Annotated in this window: 17 protein-coding genes and 1 pseudogene; 2 read left to right on the top strand and 16 right to left on the bottom strand. The window is 42.9% G+C overall.

All coding sequences use genetic code 11. The features are described 5' to 3' along the window. Positions 1–20: 20 nt before the first annotated feature. Positions 21–1,412, bottom strand: coding sequence for a 6-phospho-beta-glucosidase (locus tag A5886_RS06060; protein WP_086274119.1), 1,392 nt, complete (start codon positions 1,410–1,412; stop codon positions 21–23). Next, complete coding sequence (locus tag A5886_RS15780) at positions 1,405–1,545, bottom strand: hypothetical protein (protein WP_179189981.1); 141 nt, start codon at positions 1,543–1,545, stop codon at positions 1,405–1,407. Before A5886_RS15780 ends, A5886_RS06060 begins: the two co-directional genes overlap by 8 nt. 125 nt (positions 1,546–1,670) lie before the next feature. On the opposite strand from A5886_RS15780, the gene A5886_RS06055 reads away from it, so the two are divergent. Beyond that, positions 1,671–2,591, top strand: a complete 921-nt coding sequence (locus A5886_RS06055; protein WP_086274118.1) for a MurR/RpiR family transcriptional regulator — start codon at positions 1,671–1,673, stop codon at positions 2,589–2,591. Positions 2,592–2,752: 161 nt separating this feature from the next. Here the strand turns inward: A5886_RS06055 and A5886_RS06050 are convergent, their stop codons facing one another. The 11 genes from A5886_RS06050 to A5886_RS06000 all read right to left on the bottom strand — a co-directional run bounded on the left by A5886_RS06050 (position 2,753) and on the right by A5886_RS06000 (position 16,326). Next, the gene (locus A5886_RS06050) at positions 2,753–4,669 is read right to left on the bottom strand and encodes a beta-glucoside-specific PTS transporter subunit IIABC (RefSeq protein ID WP_086274117.1); all 1,917 of its coding nucleotides are present in this window, start codon (positions 4,667–4,669) and stop codon (positions 2,753–2,755) included. Between the two features lie 123 nt (positions 4,670–4,792). Continuing rightward, the gene (licT, locus tag A5886_RS06045) at positions 4,793–5,635 is read right to left on the bottom strand and encodes a BglG family transcription antiterminator LicT (RefSeq protein WP_086274116.1); all 843 of its coding nucleotides are present in this window, start codon (positions 5,633–5,635) and stop codon (positions 4,793–4,795) included. 256 nt (positions 5,636–5,891) lie between these two features. Beyond that, positions 5,892–7,667, bottom strand: a complete 1,776-nt coding sequence (locus A5886_RS06040; protein ID WP_086274115.1) for an ABC transporter ATP-binding protein — start codon at positions 7,665–7,667, stop codon at positions 5,892–5,894. Beyond that, complete coding sequence (locus A5886_RS06035) at positions 7,667–9,415, bottom strand: ABC transporter ATP-binding protein (protein ID WP_086274114.1); 1,749 nt, start codon at positions 9,413–9,415, stop codon at positions 7,667–7,669. The genes A5886_RS06040 and A5886_RS06035 overlap by 1 nt, the downstream gene beginning before the upstream one ends. A 158-nt stretch (positions 9,416–9,573) precedes the next feature. Then, entirely contained in the window at positions 9,574–9,789 is a 216-nt protein-coding gene (locus A5886_RS06030) for a YneF family protein (RefSeq protein WP_054114665.1), read from the bottom strand. Positions 9,790–9,896: 107 nt separating this feature from the next. Further along, the gene (locus A5886_RS06025; RefSeq protein WP_086274113.1) at positions 9,897–10,697 is read right to left on the bottom strand and encodes an ABC transporter permease; all 801 of its coding nucleotides are present in this window, start codon (positions 10,695–10,697) and stop codon (positions 9,897–9,899) included. A 1-nt stretch (position 10,698) separates the two neighbouring features. Next, entirely contained in the window at positions 10,699–11,607 is a 909-nt protein-coding gene (locus tag A5886_RS06020) for an ABC transporter ATP-binding protein (protein ID WP_086274112.1), read from the bottom strand. A gap of 137 nt (positions 11,608–11,744) precedes the next feature. Further along, the gene (locus tag A5886_RS06015) at positions 11,745–13,841 is read right to left on the bottom strand and encodes an ABC transporter permease (protein WP_086274111.1); all 2,097 of its coding nucleotides are present in this window, start codon (positions 13,839–13,841) and stop codon (positions 11,745–11,747) included. Beyond that, positions 13,813–14,586 (bottom strand): ABC transporter ATP-binding protein, encoded by a 774-nt coding sequence (locus A5886_RS06010; protein ID WP_086274110.1) that lies wholly within the window; start codon positions 14,584–14,586, stop codon positions 13,813–13,815. The genes A5886_RS06015 and A5886_RS06010 overlap by 29 nt, the downstream gene beginning before the upstream one ends. Positions 14,587–14,680: 94 nt before the next feature. Continuing rightward, the gene (locus tag A5886_RS06005; protein ID WP_086274109.1) at positions 14,681–15,634 is read right to left on the bottom strand and encodes a sensor histidine kinase; all 954 of its coding nucleotides are present in this window, start codon (positions 15,632–15,634) and stop codon (positions 14,681–14,683) included. Further along, entirely contained in the window at positions 15,631–16,326 is a 696-nt protein-coding gene (locus A5886_RS06000; protein WP_086274108.1) for a response regulator transcription factor, read from the bottom strand. The genes A5886_RS06005 and A5886_RS06000 overlap by 4 nt, the downstream gene beginning before the upstream one ends. A 152-nt stretch (positions 16,327–16,478) precedes the next feature. Between A5886_RS06000 and A5886_RS05995 the strand changes: the two genes are divergently transcribed. Next, a complete protein-coding gene (locus A5886_RS05995; RefSeq protein WP_086274107.1) occupies positions 16,479–17,096 on the top strand; it encodes an FMN-dependent NADH-azoreductase in 618 nt (205 codons plus the stop codon). A 66-nt stretch (positions 17,097–17,162) separates the two neighbouring features. Here the strand turns inward: A5886_RS05995 and A5886_RS05990 are convergent, their stop codons facing one another. The 3 genes and pseudogenes from A5886_RS05990 to tyrS all read right to left on the bottom strand — a co-directional run bounded on the left by A5886_RS05990 (position 17,163) and on the right by tyrS (position 20,365). Continuing rightward, entirely contained in the window at positions 17,163–18,053 is an 891-nt protein-coding gene (locus A5886_RS05990; RefSeq protein ID WP_086274106.1) for a deoxyribonuclease IV, read from the bottom strand. An 84-nt stretch (positions 18,054–18,137) separates the two neighbouring features. Then, positions 18,138–19,036 (bottom strand): annotated as a pseudogene (locus tag A5886_RS05985) (AEC family transporter). Between the two features lie 66 nt (positions 19,037–19,102). Next, positions 19,103–20,365 (bottom strand): tyrosine--tRNA ligase, encoded by a 1,263-nt coding sequence (gene tyrS, locus A5886_RS05980; RefSeq protein ID WP_086274105.1) that lies wholly within the window; start codon positions 20,363–20,365, stop codon positions 19,103–19,105. Positions 20,366–20,543: the final 178 nt, after the last annotated feature.

Genomic DNA, 20,543 nt, shown 5'->3' with positions numbered 1-20,543 from the left:
TGTCTATTCCTGCTTTCTGTCTATTTTACAAGTTCACGGTCTAAATCCCGTGCCACTTCATCTTGTACTTCAACGCCTTCTTTTTCTAAGCGGTCGATCGTTGCTTGGAAATTCGGCAAGTGTGCTTTATGGGCGATGAATAATTCGTCCATGACCCGTTTGGCTGTCTCACCTGACGGCACCAATGGGTTGATAGTGAAGGCTTGCAGTGCTGTATTGTAATCACCAGTGACTGCGGCTTCGATCGTCAATAATTCCATGGCTTTCATGACTTGCAGCCAGCCTTTTTCTGCGGTTGGCAATTCGCCGAATGCCACATTGCGGGCACCTTGTCCACCGACATAGGCTGTGACTTCCACAACACAATCTGCAGGCAGATCTGGTACTGCCCCTTCATTTTTGGTCGATACAACGATTTGGGTATTTTTATTGGCATAAATCGAAGCAATCGTTTCGCAGGCTGCATCAGAATAATATGCGCCGCCGCGTTTTTGCAATTGTTCTGGTTTATGATCTAATTCAGGATCTTTGTATAGTTCAAAGAGTTCTGCTTCTGTTTGTTTGACTTGCTGCGCGCGTGTGCCGATTGTTTTGTACTCTTCTAAGGCATGGTTCAGCATCTCTTCTTGGCGGTAATAGTAGCGGTGATAGCCGCAAGGAATCATTTTCATTTGTTCTAGTTGTTCGCGGTAAAATGGTACGTCGAAGATATTTTTTGGTAAGCCATTGTCTTCTTCATACATTTTGTCAATAATATCCATCGTCACATCATTGCCATGTTTGTCTGCCACTTTGTGCCAGTGGAAATGATTCAATCCTGCGAACTTATAAATCAATTCATCTGGTTCTTTGCCGATCAGTGCTGGCTCGATCATGGTTGCCATCACTGGTACGTTACATAGTCCAATGACTTTGTCCCACTTGCCATAACGCACGATTGCTTCCGTCACCATGCCACTTGGGTTGGCAAAGTTGATCAACCAAGCATTTGGACATAAGCGTTTCATGTCTTCCACGATATCTAGAATGATTGGGATCGTACGGAATGCTTTGAACATGCCTCCAGGGCCATTGGTTTCTTGACCGATCATGCCATAGTATGCAGGAATCCGTTCATCTTTGACCCGTGCATTCAGTAAGCCAACTCGAAATTGAGTCGTGACGAAATCGGCATCCTTCAATGCTTCTTCACGATCTAATGTCATATGGATCTTGACATCATATGGTGATGCATCCCACATACGTTGTGCCATCTTGCCAACGATTTCTAATTTTTCTTTTCCTGCTTCGATGTCTACCAACCAAATTTCACGAACTGGTAACTCATCATAGCGTTTGATAAAACCTTCCATTAACTCCGGAGTATAACTGCTGCCGCCGCCAATTGTTGCGATCTTGATTCCTTTAGTCATTGTATTGCTCCTTTGCTGTTTTATTTACATCCTTATTATCATTCATAAAAAGAACCTTGGCAATGTGAACAGCAACTTTTGAAAAAGCGTTTGCAAAACCTTGCATTTCCATCGCTGATTTTGTAAAATTCATTTACAAGCATTATAACAATAACCATTTATGCTGTTTCAAATGCCGTAAGGACATCTATTGAATTCCATATTACCGATATATTTATTTACAACTTTAAATTATTTTTTGTAAACGAAGGAGAAGCAATGTTATTACAAGAGAAAATGCGCCAAATCAAATTGGCACCGGCAGAACGTTCCCTGATTGATTATTTACTGGCCCACCCTACAGCCATGGCTGACCAAACCATCAAGGACCTGTCACAAAAAACCTATGTCCACCCCTCAACGTTTATTCGGATCGCCAAGAAATTAGGCTTCAATGGCTGGGTAGATTTAAAAAAAGCCTTCATCGAAGAGCAAACCTACATGAACAGCCATTTTACCGATGTCGATGCCAATTTTCCTTTCACTTCCCATGACGGGGTGATGACCATCGCCAAAAAAATCGCCAAACTAGAACAAACAACGATTGAAGATACCCTTTCTTTGATCCATCATGATGATCTTCAAAAGGCCAAACAGATTTTACTAAATGCATCCGTGATCAAAATTTTTGGCAGCAATGCCAATACTTTGATTTCACAAGACTTCGTGTTGAAAATGCGCCGCCTGGGCAAAGCCGCGATTGTTTGCGACACATTCGGTGAAAGCGCCTATGAAGCTTCTAACTGTACAAAAGATACCGCGGTGATTTTGATTTCATATACGGGGGAGAACAAGATGACCAAGATCGTCGCCGATATTCTGGCAAAGAAACAAGTGCCCATGATCGGCATGACCAGCATTGGTGAAAACAGCTTGGCAAAAACCAGCGATTGTGTGCTTAACATCACGACCCGTGAACGTTTGTACTCCAAAATCGCCAACTTCACCATCAATACATCTGTCTGTTACCTATTGGATTTGTTGTATGGTGTTGTCTTCTCAGAACATTATGAAAACAATCTGCAGCATCTGATCGACATCGGCATGGCGTATGATAAACGCCCGACCTCCTCCACGATCATCGCAGAACCTGATTACGACAAAAATCTTTATTATAAAGATTCCTTGTTCCCAAATTAAACAAACCGCTTGGTCGTGCTGACCAAGCGGTTTGTTGTTTGCTTTATGTTTAAAACGAATTCATGACAATCATCAAATAGCAGCTATCCACTGATTTTACTACTTACGATTATTATAATCTAAAGTAGTAAAATTACAAGGCGCATCCTTTCCCCATTGCTTTAGACCAACGCAGTGATCAAATCATCCGAACAGACGACTTCTTTTTTGTCCGATTCAATAATATCGAGATAATCTGCTGTATTGGTGACTAGCACAGGGGTTTCGATCGTATAACCGGCTTTGACTAAGGCATCTTTATCAAAGGATAGCAGTTTTTGCCCTCTTACCACTTTGTCCCCTTGCTGCACATGAGCCTCAAAGTAAGTACCGTTTAGTTGAACCGTATCCAATCCAACGTGGATCAGTAGTTCTAAGCCATTTTCTGAGATCAGACCAATGGCATGTTTGGTTGGAAACAATGTCATTACCGTACCGTCAAAAGGTGCCACAACTTCGCCTTTACTTGGATGGATCAAAATCCCTTTGCCTAAAATCCCTTGTGCGAAAGCTTCGTCTTGGGCACTGCTTAGAGGTGCAATCGTTCCTTCGATGGGTGAGGTGATCACTTCTTTGCGCACTGTCATCGCAGTTTGGCCTTCTACAGCTTCTTCGACAGTATCATCTTTCCAGAACGCCATCGTCAATCCGAACCCAATCGTTGCAGCAATCAAGATTGCCGCGATGGCGATCCACATCCCTCTAGCATCACCTTCAGGGGTAATATAATTAAAAATACCGAAAACCCCTAATCCTCCAGATGTATAACTCGTATTGCCGTTGATCATCAAGAAGGCACCAGCAACCGATCCGCCGATCATAGAGTAGAAGAAAGGCATTTTTTTCGGCAAGGTGATCCCATAGATTGCAGGTTCAGTGACACCGAAGATTCCTGAAATAATAGCTGGCGGACACAATGATTTCAGTTTCTGGTCTTTCAATTTGAAGTACATTGCTGCGACAACTGCTGTTTGTGCAAAGCTGGCACCAAACATTGCCACCAATACTTGGCTGTAACCAAGAGTGGTGATTTGCATGATATTCAATGGCACAACAGACCAATGCAAACCGAAAATCACCAATACTTGCCAGAAGAATCCCAATAACAAACCATACATAACGGGAGAAAAATCCATCAAGGATTGGAATCCGCTACTTAATAAATCAGTCAACATACTGATTACTGGACCAATCACCAAAAAGCCGACGGGCAGGGAAATCAATAACACCATAAACGGTACAACGAATGTTTGAATAACAGGTGGAATGATTGATTTTGCCAGACGCTGAATTTGCGCGGCAAAGGCGACAATAAAGATAATTGGCACAACACTACTCGTATAGGTTGCCCCCACCCATGGGATACCCAAGAAGGTTTCATACGCTGGTAACCCCAATAAACTATAAGGTGCCGCTGCCCCTTCGGCTGCTGTCGCAGTGAATGCAGCTTGTAAGGCACTGCCTTGGATCGTTGGGTAGCACAAAGCTGCACCGATCACGATGCCGATCATTGGATTGAGTCGGAATTTCTTCGCTGAAGTATAGCCCAAAATCACTGGCATAAACATGAAGATCGAATCACCGATAGCATTCAGCATGACGTACGTACCAGTAGTGGTCGTGTATTCAAAGACCCCTCTTGTACCGATGAAGACCAGTAATGCGTTCAGTCCTTTGATCATCCCGGCCGCACATAAGGCACCTAAAAAGGGTTGGAAACAGCCACTCAGAATATCAATCAGCCGATTGAACAAATTCCCACCTGATGCAGATTCTTCACTGTCTCCACTGATACCCGCAACATCGATGACTTCAGCAAAGACATCAGGGACATGGTTGCCAATGACGACTTGGTATTGACCACCACTTTTCATCACGGTTACGACACCGTCCATATTTTTCAACACTTCATCTTGTGCGATGCTTTCATCTTTCAACTTGAAACGCAACCGAGTGATACAGTGGGTCAAGCTATTGATATTGTCTTTCCCGCCAACATTTGTAACGATTTTTTCTGCAAGTTCATGATATTTTCCCATTTTTGATTCCTCCAATGTAGTTGATTGAAGGTTTAGCCAACTGAATGTCACTATCCAAAAGTGTTGCATGTTTTTGCGTATTTACGCTTATAGATGACGCGCACTTCTCCTTTCTGCTTTATTTCAGCGATTCTTTTGCACTAAGCGGGCAATATGAATCGTTAGATACAATTGTTCGTCACTCGACATTTGATAGGCATACTTATTGTGCAAGAAGGTGTTGATTTTTTGCACGCATTGAAAGGCATTGTGGTATTTTTGTTTGACCATTGCCAATAATTCTTCATCTGTTTCATCTGTATGTTGGCTTTGATTCAGCATCCGTGAGACAAAGAAGCGCAAGTGGGTCGTAAAGCGATAAAAGTAGACCGAATCTTCATCAAAGGTTGTTTTGAAGAAATATTTGACGATATTGATGATTTCTTGCATCGTTTGTGTCAAAGCGGCGATATTTCCTTGGTCCTCATTATCGGTTTGCGCGTTGACTAAGTGTAACGCAACAAATCCAGCTTCATCTTCAGGCAAACGCACACCGTAGCGGGCGCTGATTTTGTCGATGGCTTTTAACCCGACACGGTATTCATCCGGAAAAAAACGTTTAATATCCCATAACAAGACATTTTTGACTGTGATGCCTTTTTTGGCTCGTTCGATAGCGCTATGCATATGATCCGTCAAGGAGATGTATATCGTATCATTGATGGGCGACGATAACTCTTTTCTGGCATACTCGATGATTTGATCAGACAACTCGAGGTACTCGACAGGCAGGTCCGCCACCAATTCTTGAAATTGATTCAACACGATCGGATTGTCTAGTCGATAGACTTTGTCGATCGTTTCCGCTGGAATCGTATCGCCAATTTTCTTTTTGAACGCAATCCCTCTGCCCATCACAATCATTTCATTCTGATGTTCATCATTTGTGATCACAACATTGTTATTTAACACTTTATTGATGATCATGGTTTCCCTCCACTCCATTACGCCTCTATGCACATATCTGCTAACCACAAAAAAACCCATGAAAGCAACACAAACAATGCCGCTTCATCAGGTTTAGCTTGCTATCCTAGCAATCACTATCCATTAGAACCATCTCTTGCCTTCATCATAGCAAAACCAGAAAACGCTGTCAATCATGTTTCGTGCTATTTTTTTCGTATAACAAATAAACATCGGCGCGATCAATTTCGATCACACCGATGTTCATTATTGGTTCTTACACTTCACTCGCTTGCAACCGATACATATCCGCATACAACCCTTGCTGTGACAATAATTCATCATGGGTACCGCGTTCAACGATCGTGCCTTTTTCTAACACAAGGATCAATTCTGCATCCTTGATTGTAGATAGCCGATGGGCAATGGCGATCGTTGTTCTGCCTTGACGCATATTGGCCAAGCCTTCTTGGATCAGCCCTTCGGTTTCGGTATCGATATTGGCCGTGGCTTCATCTAAGACCAACACTTTTGGTTCAGTCACCATCGTGCGGGCAAAGGAGATCAATTGCCGTTGGCCGCTGGAATAACTGGCGCCCCGTTCGATGACTTTGGCATGATACTTGCCGGGTAATTTTTGGATAAAGGGGTCTGCTTGAACAAATTTGGCTGCAGCTTCGATTTGCTCGTCGGTAATCTCCTTGTTGAGGAGACGAATGTTATCTGCAATATCACCATAGAACATGAAGGCATCTTGCAAAACTAAGCCGACTTTCTCCCGCAGTTCAGTCATACTGAAGGAACGAATATCCTGATCATCGATCAGTATTTGTCCTTCTCCAAACTCATAGAAACGCATCAAGACATTGATGATCGAGCTTTTGCCGCTGCCTGTATGTCCCACCAATGCCACTGTTTGTCCAGGATAGGCAATAAATGAAATATGCTTCAAGACATGATGCTTGCCATCGTAAGAAAAACTGACATCGCGGAACTCGATTTTGCCATTGGTGATCGTCTGTTGGGCATCTGCATCTTGCTGGGGCGCATATTCTTCTGTGTCCATGATTTTCAGAATGCGACTGCCAGCCACCATACCGTCCGTGAAGACACTCAAGAAATCCATCATTTGCGTCATTGGATTAAAGAACCCTTGGATATACGTGGTGAATGCAAAGATCAACCCGACTTCGATCGGTGATTCAAGCGCATCAAAACCAAAGACTGTTAAGGACAATGCGATTGCTAATGCATACAACAAGCTGATGATCGGCGACAACAATAAGGCATTGGTCCGGATCATGGCAAATCTAGTATGCAAGTAATCATCGTTGGTCGCTTCAAACTCTTCATTCAGTCGCGCTTCTTGACGGAACTGTTGAATGATCTGCATACCGGAGATCGACTCATTCAATTTGGTGTTCAATTGACTCAATTTCTCCCGCATTTGACGGTAGATCCGGGAACTAAATTTCTGATAGTACCAAATCACGATCATTAAAATCGGCAAAAAAATCAAATTCAATAAGGCGATTTTGGCATTGATTTTGAACATCGCTGCAAAGGATGAAATCACTGCGAAAATACCTGTCAGCACCATCAAGAAGACATACCAAAACTCATACAACGTTTCGGTATCATTGCTGACTCTGGAAACGATCGAGCCAGCAGGGGTTTGATCGAAATAGCGCATGCCTAGTGTATGCAATTTCTCGAATAATTTGGTTCGGACATATTGATACGTCTTCAATGAACCCATTGAGTATAAAAACCATTGGAAGAACCAGATCAATGCTTTGATCACAACACCAAAGAAATACAGTCCTGCAAAAAAATAAATGATTTGTTGCGTGGCGCTCTGGTTTGTCAAATAGTCATCCATAAAAGTTTGAATGATCAAGGGCAACAGAATATTGACGACAGATAACAATAAAGCGAAAAAGATTGCTGCATAAAACGTCTTGCGGAAGGGCTTGGCAAAGACAAACATGCGTTTGATGATGTTTTTTTGTTCTTTGAAAGGAATCGATTTGCTCCATTCTGACTCTTGCATTACCCTTCACTCCCTTCGATTTTGGCTTCTAATTGCTGCTTGTCCCACATTTTTTTGTACCAGCCATTGGCAGCCAATAAAGATGCATGGGTGCCTCTTTCGGTGATACGCCCTTGATCGATAACCAAGATTTCCTGTGCGTGCTTGACACTGCTAAGGCGATGCGCAGCAATGATGGTTGTTTTCTCTTGACGATAGGCTTTCAATTGATCAAGGATTGCTTCTTCTGTCTTGGCATCTACTGCCGAAAGCGCGTCATCAAGAATCAACAGCTCCGGATCAGTGATCAAGGCTCTGGCGATAGACAACCGTTGCTTTTGGCCACCGGATAAGGACACGCCGCGTTCGCCGACCATGGTGTCATAGCCCTCAGGAAATTGCTGGATATCTTCATGCACCGCTGCCATCGTGGCTGCTTGATCGACTTGTTCTTGACTGGCACGGGGAACGGCAAAACGAATATTGTCGCGAATCGTCATTGAAAATAGAAAATGATCTTGGGGCACATAACCGATCGACCCCAATAAAGCATTCAATGAATAGTCTTTGATACTGATCTCGCCAAAGCGAATACTACCTTGATAGGAATCATATTCTCGCAACAGCAATTTCATCAATGTGGTTTTTCCTGCACCGGTCTTGCCGACGATCCCCAACGTATGTCCTTGGGGCAAAGTAAAGTCGATATCAGCCAGTGCAAAGTCATCCTTGTCGTATTGAAAGGATTGGATGGCGACATCAATCGTTCCTTTTGCTGGTGTAGTCGTAGCATGTTTGGCTTCAATAATGTGACTTTTTGCCGCCAACAATTCTGCGACGCGATCGTAACTGGCATTTCCTCTTTCCAGCACATTGAATAAACGGCCGATCGCAAACATCGGCCAGACCAGCATCCCGATATAGCTGATAAATGACACCAGTTGACCAATCGTGATGGTGCCATCCATGACATAATTTCCGCCGACAATGATCGTTAACACATAAGAAACGCCGATGATCACTGTAATGAACGGATCAAACAAGGCATCTAAGAAATTGACTTTGCGGTTTTTGATGATCGCTGAATCGATTTTTTCTTGAAAATCTGCCAAATCTTCCGCTTCTTGTCCGAATGTTTTGATGACTTTCATCCCGGTGATACTTTCTTGTGCCTTGTCGTTGATTGTCGAAAAGGCTTCTTGCGAATCACGAAATGCGTCGTGCAACTTGCTGCCCAACACCCGTGCCATGACCGCTAAAAACGGGAGTGGCACCAATGCGATCAATGTCAAACGCCAATCGATGAATAGTATCATTGCGATGATCGTGGCTCCACCGGAAATAAAGGAGTCGGCGAAGGTCAGTATCCCAGCACCTGCGACATTTTGAATCGCATTTAAATCATTGGTGGCGTGTGCCATCAAGTCGCCTGTCCGATGTTTTTGATAAAACGTATGATCCATTTTTGTAAAATGAGTGAACAGTTGGCGACGCAAACTTTTTTCTAACCGTGCTGCACTTCCCCAAATATGCGTCCGCCAAATAAAGCGAAAGACATATTGAGCGATTGCGGACAAGACCAAGATCATCACCCAAAAGAAGATACGTTGCATCGAGATATCTTTATCAGCAATTTCATCAATGATGATCCCAATGACTTTCGGTGGCGCCAATTGTACGATTGCCACCAATACCAACGCAGTGACACCTAATGCATAATGTTTCTTTTCTTCCTTGAAGAACCAGCCTAATTTTCTAAATATTGACATAACACGCTCCATTTCTTCTACGACACGATTTCATAAAATCGTGCCATTTTTGCGACAATTTCTGTTTACTCCGATAGGCCTTGGATGATCTGCCTGCCACAAAACACTGAAGGCAAGAAAAAACGAGCTGATAAAAATCAGCCCGCTGTGTCCAAACCCTATTTTTGGTTTTTCATTTGCTGCATCATTTGACGAATTTTCTTTTCAGAAGGTTTTTGGCCCATTGACATCATCATTGAACGAAGCATATCCTCATTAACGGGAGGATTTTTCTTTAAATAATCTTGCATATATCTACGCGCCAAAAAGAAGCCGCCAACAGCACCTAGTAATAACGCGACAACTGCGATCACGATTACGATTCCTACATTCATTTGAAATCTCTCCTTTCTCTTGTACTCTCAATGAATCATTTTACTAGAAAAAAATCCAAAAAGGAAGTGAGAAAGCAGGATTTATCCAAAAACTTTCTCTCAAAACATTAGCTTAAAGCAACATCTCGTTTGTTGAACAGCCAATTTGTGATCACATAGATCAGACAACTATAAACCAACAAGCTGATTGCCATTTCCCAATAGCCTAATCCCGCGTCGATGCCCATCGAATATTGAGGATTGCCCAACAATGCGGGAATCGTATCACGTATATTCATCATGTTGAAGGGATTCCATTTTAACCACGGGTATTTTTCTAATGCAAACAACATCAACGAATTGATGATACTGCTGCCAAATAAGACACCGACCCCTAAACCGACGGCCAAGCTTTGTGAGCGAATGACCGCAGAAATAAATAAGGTCAAAGCGATATAGAATAGAATCATCAGTAGATTTGTGCCCGCATATACCAACGCTACCACAATTGCTGGTAAGCCGTTGAACTCAGTCGCAGCCAAAGGTGACTCAGCGCGTAAGAAAATATTGCTGGCAACCAGACTGCTCAGCAGCAAGCACACTGTCCCTAAGCAGGCAAACAGCAATGTATTGATGGCTTTGGCGGCTAATATCTGTGTTCTCGTAAACGGTCTGATCAATAAGAATTTGATCGTACCACGGGTAAATTCTTCAGCAACCGAAGACGCTGCCACGATCACGACGATCAAATTCAAAAAGGAAGTCATTTCTCCCAAAGAAACAAATAGATCATTGGCCTTCATGCCCTGACTGCCGATGCGTACAATATAGGTAATGCCAAAGGTCAATAGAACCAATAGTCCCAACATGATCCATGTCGATTTCTTCTTAGTTAGTTTCAGCCATTCATTTTCGATCAACGTACCCATCTCAAAGCCCTCCTTCTTCAGTCCATGCCAAGAAAGTTTCTTCCAAGGAGGAATGCTGAAGTGTCATTTCTAATAGCCCAATCTGATGTCCCACGATCAGTGCGGCAATCTCTTTGCGCAGGTCTTCTGCTAACGTGATGGTTAATCCATCGGCTGCCACCGTGACGGCTAATTGCAACTGTTCTTCCAACAGTGATGCGGCTAAGACATTGTTGTCAGTCTTAAGAACCAATCGATTGTGGCTTTCTTTCAAGTCCGTCATTGCCACTTGGTGGGTGATCTTGCCTTTTTGGACAATGATCAAGTGATCAGCGATTTGTTCGATGTCACTTAATTGATGACTTGATACCAAAACCGAAACCCCTTGAGCACGCAGTTGCTGGATCATCTCACGAAATTCCCGCATGCCTTTCGGGTCAAGCCCATTCATCGGTTCATCTAAGACCAGCAAATCGGGTTGATGGATCAATGCTTGCGCGACACCTAGTCGTTGCCGCATCCCTAATGAATAAGTTTTCACTTTTTGATGAATATGATTTTCTAAGTGAACTTGACTGATCAAGGCGTCCAATTCAGCAGCCGTGCCACGCTTGACAGCCATCCGTTGATATTGCTGCAGATTTTCGTAACCCGTCATGTAGTTATAAAATTCCGGATTTTCTACGATCGCACCTACTGAAGCGATAGCTTCTTTAAATGACGTATCCAGCGAATGCCCCATAATCTGGATCGAACCAGTATTGTGCTTCATCAAGCCTACGATCATCCGAATCAATGTCGTCTTTCCTGCCCCATTGGGCCCCAATAAACCCACGACTTGCCCTTCTTCCACTGTAAAGGTAGCTTGGTCGATGATACGTTTCGTGCCAATCAGTTTCGATACATCTTGCAAGTGTAAGACCTCAGTCATATTCTCCCTACTTTCATTGTCCCATTTGACCCACTGCCCTTCATTTTGAGAAAAAATGAAGAAACTGATATATATACCATGACACTATAAAAAAAGAAAGTCAAGCAAGAATATTAATCCTTCTTGCTTGACTTTACTTACAATGCTGCGGGATCTGCATACTGATCGATATCTTTTTGATAACGCCATAGACAAATCAAATAGAAACAAACTTGGAAAATCAGATAGATACCGCCGATCATGCTATAAAATTGCCAAACTGGCAATTCCACCAGTACCCGAAGTGCTGCCATTGCGACAGCAAAGTGAATCAGTGCGATCAATGTCGGCAGAAAATACATCACTTGGATCTGACGGCGAATCACCTGATGCCGTTCTTTCGGTGTGACACCTAAGACATGCAAGGAACGATGGTAGGCACCATCTTTGTCCAAATCAGCGAACAACCGGAAATAGACGATTGAGGCCGAAAAGATAAAGAAGACAGCACCCAACAAAACAGTGATCATTAAAATGATCCCATTGCCTTGCCGATTTTCTTGAAAGACCTGAAATTTCGAATCGTACATAAAATACGGTGGGATATCTAAGGTTGCTTCGGCCCAGTCCTCGTCTGTCATATCATTGACTTTCTCACCCAATGCGTCAGAAAGTGCGTTCATCTCTTCTTCTTGGTCGGCAATCGCTTGATCTAATCGCCCGTTGATCTGAGAAACCAATTCTGGATCATCCGCCCATTCAGGATAATCGATCCAAGTAAACCCATACGTCTCAGTATCTCCGCTTGGGCTCATTGCACTTTGCCAGTCAGTAAACGTTTGATCTGTCACGACGGCCAAACCATAATAGTTCAATGAGAGCATCGACGAACTATGAACCAGCGTTTTTTCTTCTTTCACGGTGCCTTCCATCCCAATTTCGACCGGCACAGTGACTTCTCTTTCTGATTGCGGAACGGAGAGTAGTTCCCTTCTTCTTGAATAATTGGGACTTAATTCAAGAATTTGCTGATCGTTGATAGGTTCCGGCTCTTCATTGATTTGTGCCATCAGTGTTTGATAGTCGCTTTCCTTCATGACCGAAAAACCATTGTTGATATAATAGGGATCGTCAGCCAACGCAGGGGTTTCTGGCGAGATATAGATAGACAAAAAATCAACATCACCCGTTGTCGTCTGATACCCCTTTGCCTCGATCATCGCTTTGACTTCATCAGCTTTCCCTTTTATATAAGATGCACCTTGATCAGTGTGGGAAAAAAAGTATGCCACGCTGATGCCTTGGACTGACGAGAAACTGGTATTGCCAATTGCCATCATCACCGCAATCCCTACAAATGCCACTGATGTACTCAAGGTAATCAAGCTATACATCGCCGCATTGTCCCGCATTCGAAACAACCATTCACTGATGGTCAACAGATGCGTACCTTGTAAAAAATTCGCCCGTTTTTTTAGTCGTTTCAATAGAAAGACACTGAATTGATGAAAAGACAACATTGTCCCCGCAACCGTCAGCACGACACCAATCAGCAAACTTGCCAATGCGGTAGATTGGACACTGAAATAAAAGACCATGCCATAGCCAGCAAGTAACAAGAGAATGCCCAACAAGGTCAAACCCCAATGACTTTTGGGCTCTGGACGTGGCTTCTCATTTTCTTTGATCAACGACACGATCTGTTCTCCATGCAATGTACGGGTCGCGATAAAGGAAATCAATAAAAAAAGGACAACATATACCGCAAAAGTCAATAAAACCCCCAGCGGCGGAATCATGAAGGACAAACCATGCGTCAGATGCATGACATTTTGGGCAATCAGCAACAATAACTTGGTACCTAAAATGCCCAGGAGAATGCCACAGATGGTTGCCATTGTGCCTAACAACGCGTTTTCAACGAAAAGGATCCGTCGCAGATCTTTCTCTTCGATTCCTAGAATCAAATAGATCGCCAAATCCCGTTTGCGTCGTTTCAAGAACACGACAAAGGTATACCACAAAAACAATACAGACAATAAGGCAATCACTACCAGAGCCGTCGTTAAGCCCATTTTAGATAACGCCAAGATCGTTGCGCTGCTGCTGGATAAGTCCTCATTTAGTTGGGGATGAAACAGCAGTAAACTAAAAATATAGAAAATCATCGCCGCAAAACTGCTGCTGATAAAATAAGCTGCATAGGTCCTGAAGTTGCCAAGAAGGTTACGAATGATCAACTGTCTGAAATTCATGACGACGCCCTCCTAAATGTGCCAATACATCAAGGATTTTTTGGTAAAATTGCGCTTGATCACTACCGCGATACAATTCATTATACAGTTTGCCATCTTTGATGAAGACGATTCGATCCGAAAAACTGGCAGAATACGGGTCATGGGTCACCATCATAGTGGTGACTTTTCGCTGCTTGTTCATTTGACTCAAAATCTCCATCACATCTCTGGCCGCTTTCGAATCCAGGTTGCCAGTCGGTTCATCCGCCAGCAGCAATTCCGGCTGATGGATCAACGCCCGAGCGATCGCCACTCGTTGTTGCTCGCCACCTGACAGTTGATAGATACGCTTGTCCGCTTTATCAGCGATCCCCAGCTCATCTAACAATACTGCACACCGCTGTTGCATCTCTTTCACTGGTACACGATCCAACGTCAATGGCAGCATCACATTCTCTGTCACAGATAGCGGCGCCAATAGATTATAGTTTTGAAAAACGAATCCTAATTGTTGGCGGCGAAACAGCGCCAATTGCTCTTTTGATAGTCTCAAAGGTTGTTCCCCTTTAATGATGACGGTGCCTGACGTTGGCCGATCTAAGGTTGCAACCAAATTCAACATAGTGGTCTTACCACTCCCAGAAGGACCCATAATGCTAATAAATTCTCCTTCTGGCACTTTTAAATCGATCTGCTGCAAGACATCGACCGCTACTTCCCCTGTGTAGGTTTTGTTGATCTGTTTTAATTCTAACAAAGCCATCTTGATCACTCCTTTTGCTAACAGTGTATCAGTAAACATCTGAATCAATGATCGATTCTGTGATAGAAAGCTTACAGATTTGTAAGAAAGACCGTTAGTCATCCTGTTGAAAGGTCAAGATAACTTGGGTACCCACACCCTGTGTCGATGTAAGTGCAACGGAAATGGCCAATTGTTCGCTGATCATGTCGACTAAGTATAACCCCATCCCCGTTGCTTCTCCTGATGATCGACCGTTATCACCTGTAAAAAACGGGCGGAAAATCCGCGGCAAATCACTCTCAGGAATGCCGCAACCTGAATCTGCTATCGTTAAGCGTCTATTTTTTGCATCTAATTCAAAGACCAAGTGACTTTCCGGATGTGAATATTTGATACCATTACTTATGAGTTGATACAACATGATTTGCAGCCATTTCTTATCAGTCGTCACAAAAAAATCAGTCTGATCATTGAATTTGGGATAGACACGATGGCGGATAAAACTACGCTTTTGCTCACCGATACTTTCTTTGACGATCTTTGCCAAAGACACTCTTTCAATCAAAAAGTCTTCTTTGAAATCTTCCAAACGAACAAAATTCAGTGCTGTAGCCAAGCCGCTCTTCAAACGATCGGTTTCCGCTAATAAATCCTCGCTGTCCAACTGGTCGCTCTCCGCCATCAAAGCCAATACAGCCACAGGCGTTTTCATTTGATGTACCCAAATATGCATAAATTTGATATGTGTCTGGTAATGCTGATCTAACACGGCTAATTGCTGCTCCATAAGCTGTTGTTCATCCCGCAATTGCCCATATAGGGTACGGCTGACAAAACCCGTACTGTTTTTTTGCATGGCGCCTGTTTGCAGATAGTGATAAAACCCTTGATTCTTACGATAGTCGATTGCCAAGACAACAACAGTCAAGAACAGAATCAAACCTAAGCCATACAAGAGAATGCCAAGATCACGATAGCCATCCAACCAGATCAACAGAATGAATAAACCAAGAGAAGTGAGTTCGAGTAGCAGCCAAGGCAGATGAACGGTCAAAAACAGCTTCATTGGTTTTGCCCCGCCAATGACAAGGCATAGCCTTTCCCGCGAATCGTTTGGATTGGTTCTTCAATGCCCAGCGTGCTCAATTTCTTACGCAAGCGGCCAATATTGACAGACAACGTATTGTCATCCACAAACCGTTCATCATCCCATAATTTGTTCAAGATCTTTTCCCGTTTGACCATTTCAGGATATGCCTGAATCAGCAAAGACAACAATTCTCCTTCTCGCAGAGTCAACAATTCCTCTCGATCTTGATAGGTCGTTTTCAACGCTTCAGGATAATAGACCAAGTTACCAGCAGTTAATTGACGGGCTCGGTCGGCTTGGGCGTAATCACCATAGACGCGGCGAATATGACTTTTGACCTTGGCCAGCAGCAGTTCATAAGAAAAAGGCTTCACCAAAAAATCATCCGCCCCATATTCCAACGCCATAACTTGATCCATATTGCCATCCCGAGCAGAGATAAATAAAATTGGTACTAACGAGCGTTCTCGTATTTTTTGGCACCAATAAAAACCGTCATAATAAGGCAAGTTGACATCCATCAAGACTAAATCAGGTTGGATCATTTCAAATTCCGCCAAAATCGCATCAAAATGTTGCGGAACAAACGTTTCATATGCGTATCTTTGTAACTGTTCACTGATCATTTTGACCAATGATTGATCATCTTCAACAACAAAAATTTTCATGTAACTCCTCCTTACCCTTCTATTTTAGCAAAATTGACAGCGAGTCGCTGAAAAAGACAGAAAAACTTTTTACTTATTTATTGTAAGCAAAAGTGTTTTATAGTATACTAACACTTGTGACAAAACTTACATTTATTTAAAGGTGGAAAATCATGAAAAATATTTTAGTTGTTAAAGCAAATAATCGTCCTGACGGCGTATCAGCGAAAATGTTCGACACATTCGTTGAAAACTTGGACACAAACAATGTAGAGGTTGCTACATTTGATGTCTATGCACAACCAATGCCTTATATCGGTCAAACTTTATTTGAAGCATTCGGCAAATTAGCGCAAGAACAAGCATTGAATCAAGAAGAACAAGAATTGATGACTGTGCGCCAAGATGTTATGAATAAATTTGCAGCAGCAGATACGATCGTTTTTGCTTTCCCAATGTGGAACCTAACGATCCCAGCAGCCTTGCACACATTCATCGACTACATCTTCCAAGCAGGCTTCACATTCTCATATAACGAAGACGGTTCAATGAATCAATTACTAAAAGACAAAGAAATCGTCTTATTAAATGCCCGTGGTGGGGTTTACTCTGGCGAAATGAGTGTTATGGAAAATGCCGTTACCTTTATGGAAAAAGTATTCGGCGGCATGTTCGGTATGACGATCACTGAAGAAGTCATCATCGAAGGTCATAACGCAGACCCTTCAAAAACAGCTGACATCGTTGCTGAAGGTTTAGAAAGAGTTGCTGCAGCAGCGAAGAAATTTTAATTAGACCTAAAAAACCTTGGACATTTGTTTTGTCCAAGGTTTTTATTATTTAACGCAACAATGAAATCAACCCGCCAAAATTTTATCCAACAACGCTGGATCGAAGGTTTGGTTTTTCAACATCGCGATCTCAAAGCCGTATGGTGCTTTTTTGTTCTTTTTATCTTCTCCTACATAAGGCGTTTCAAGAATTTTTGGCAATTGAGACAATTTTTCATGGTGAACGATCTTGTTCAACGCTTCGAATCCGATTGTACCAAAACCAATATTGGCATGGCGATCCTTGTGACTGCCTTGCGGATTTTTTGAATCATTGACATGGACGACTTTCAACCGATCCAAGCCGATGATTCGATCAAATTCATTCAAGACCCCGTCAAAATCCTCTTTGACATTGTAACCTGCATCATTGGTGTGACATGTATCAAAAGTCACAGATAATTTTTCATTCAAAGTGACCCCATCGATGATTGCTGCCAATTCTTCGAACGTACGACCGATCTCTGTGCCTTTGCCCGCCATGGTTTCTAAAGCAATCTGGGCTGTTTGCTCTTTCTCCAGCACTTCATTCAATCCTTTGATGATTTGTTTGATACCCGCTTCTGGACCAGCACCCACGTGGGCACCTGGATGCAAAGTGATTTGAGTCGCACCCAATGCTTGCGCCCGCTGAATCTCTTCTCTTAAGAAAGATACAGCAAAGCCAAAATTCTCTGGCTTGATGGTATTGCCCAAATTAATGATATAAGGCGCATGAACGACGATATTTGACAAGCCGTTGGCTGCCATAAAGGATTGCCCTTCCTCGATCATCATCTCTTCAACAGGTTTGCGGCGCGTGTTTTGCGGTGCGCCAGTATAGATCATAAACGTCGACGCATCGTAGCTGGCAGCCTCTTCTGCCGCGCCTAACAACATTTTCTTTCCACTCATAGATACGTGTGAACCAATCAACATTATTATTTTCCTCCTAAAATCAAATCATCATTATTATTATAGTTTACGGTCCCTTTTGCGATATATTTGCTTATTCTCACAAGGTTATGCCAAGCCAAATAAGATCAATACCGCGGTCATCAAAGGCATACTGATCAGAAAGCTGGCCGAAGAGACAAACCCGACCGCTTCTTCCTCCATGCCAGCCAAGACTGCATTGATCACGCCAAATAACGGGATCGGTGCGAAGACCAGCAAACAAAGGACCGGCTTGATCACAATCGGTAACGGCAATAGATAAAACACGAGAAACAAGACAACCGCAAGACCAAAATATTGATCACTGTTTTGGTGGTATGTTTCGGTAAACGAAAATCTAGAAACAAACCGATCATAAACATCGACAAAAACGTATTGGCCAAGCCAATCGGCTGAACCAAACCTAAGAATGCTGTCGGCAGTTGCCAATCGATACTGCGCACGATCAACATCACTAAATAGACAGTGAAAGTTGGCGAACGCAACAAGTTTAAGAGGATTTTGCCTGGTTCAAAGGTTGTTCGTTTTTTCAAGATATATTCAATCAAAACAGTCGTACCACCAGCCAGCATGATGCTGTTTCCCATATCGAATAACGAGATCAGCGGTATTCCTAATGGATAGAAACTTTGTGCGAAAGGAATCGCAAAATTGCCGATATTGAATCCAGAGCCACAATACATCGCAAATTGCTGCAAAGGGTTACTGTCTTTGCGGGTCATCCAATAGGCGATCACAATTTGACCGATGGTGATGACCACAGCGATGAGAATCAAGCTTAATGCACTCGCTTGAACTTCCATTTGTGCCAAATTCAGAATGATTGCTGCTGGCAAGGTGACATTGAGGATGATTTTTGACAAAATCGATCCATCGGCTTTCGACAAAAGCCCCATACGTTTCATCCCATAGCCCAGCAAAATCATACTAAATAGACCGACGACATTGAGGATGATTTGCCCCATATGATTTCCTAACCTCCTCGTTCCGTTGTGAAAAAAAGCGAACCAGAGATTTGGTTCGCTTTTCGCTTAAAATGTTAATAAGAAATATTTTTTCTTACCACGACGAATCACGACATATTTGCCGCCGATCCGATCGGATTCAGATAAAACGTAGGCAAGATCTTGTTGGCGTTCGCCATTGATATAAATGGCCCCGTTTTGAATATCTTCTCTGGCTTGGCGTTTTGACGTTTCGATGTGCGCAGTCGTCAATATTTCTACCAATGTCAAATCATCGGTTGCCTCTACTTGATAGGTAGGTACACCTTTAAATCCTTGGGCAATCTCATCGGCGTTCAATTCTTTGATATCACCGCTGAATAAGCTGGACGAAATATGGACGGCTTGTTCGTAAGCTGCTTCACCGTGAACCAGCGTGGTCACTTCTTTCGCCAATGCTTTTTGTGCAACCCGAGATTCAGGCGCTGCTTGGAATTCTTTTTCAATTGCTGCAATCTCATCTAAAGACAAGAAACTAAAGAACTTCAAGAATTTCACCGCATCGCGGTCATCGGTATTGATCCAGAATTGGTAAAACTCATAAGGGGTTGTCTTTTCAGCATCTAACCAAACTGCATTGCCTTCAGTTTTCCCAAACTTGGTACCGTCTGCTTTCGTGATCAAAGGCATAGTCAAGCCAAACCCTTGTACTTCACGTTCACGACGCAACAATTCGATTCCAGATGTGATATTGCCCCACTGGTCACTTCCCCCTAGTTGCAATAAGCACCCATGTTCATCATAGAGATTTAAAAAGTCGTAGGCTTGCAATAATTGGTAAGCAAATTCAGTATACGAAATACCAGATTCGATCCGACGTTTGACACTTTCTTTGCTCATCATGTAATTGATGGTAAAGTTTTTGCCGATGTCGCGTAAGAAATCGATCAGTTTCAATTCGCCAAGCCATTCATAATTGTTGGCAATCAGCGCTGGATTGGTTTGATCCTCAAAATCGATAAAACGTGACAACTGGTCTTTGATACTCTGTGACCATTGCATCACAGTATCCAATGTGTTCAATTGGCGTTCTTGATCTTTAAATGAAGGATCACCAATCATCCCTGTACCACCGCCGACCAAAGCGATCGGTACATGGCCATTTTGTTGGAAACGACGCAACATTAGAATTGGCAACAAATGGCCAATATGCAAACTGTCTGCTGTCGGATCAAACCCAATATATAGTTTCACAGACTCTTCATTCAATTGTTTGGTCAAAGCTGCTTCGTCTGTCGTTTGATGAACCAAGCCACGTTGCTTGAGTTCTTCAAAAAAGTCTGTACTCATGTATTCTCCCCCTAAATAATTGCTTCATTGTTCATATTAACTGAAAAATCAGTGAATGAAAAGAGTTAACCGAAAATCAGTCTATAAAATATGCGCCGGATAAAGGTTGGTTGCCGGCAGCAATTAGGGTGCTATCCAAGTGCGCCGTTTTTTGCTATAATACAACGGAATATAAATT

It is taken from the genome of Candidatus Enterococcus testudinis, from assembly GCF_002140915.1.
Classification (GTDB): Bacteria; Bacillota; Bacilli; order Lactobacillales; family Enterococcaceae; genus Enterococcus_D; species Enterococcus_D testudinis.
This window is presented reverse-complemented; position numbering and strand designations above follow the sequence as displayed.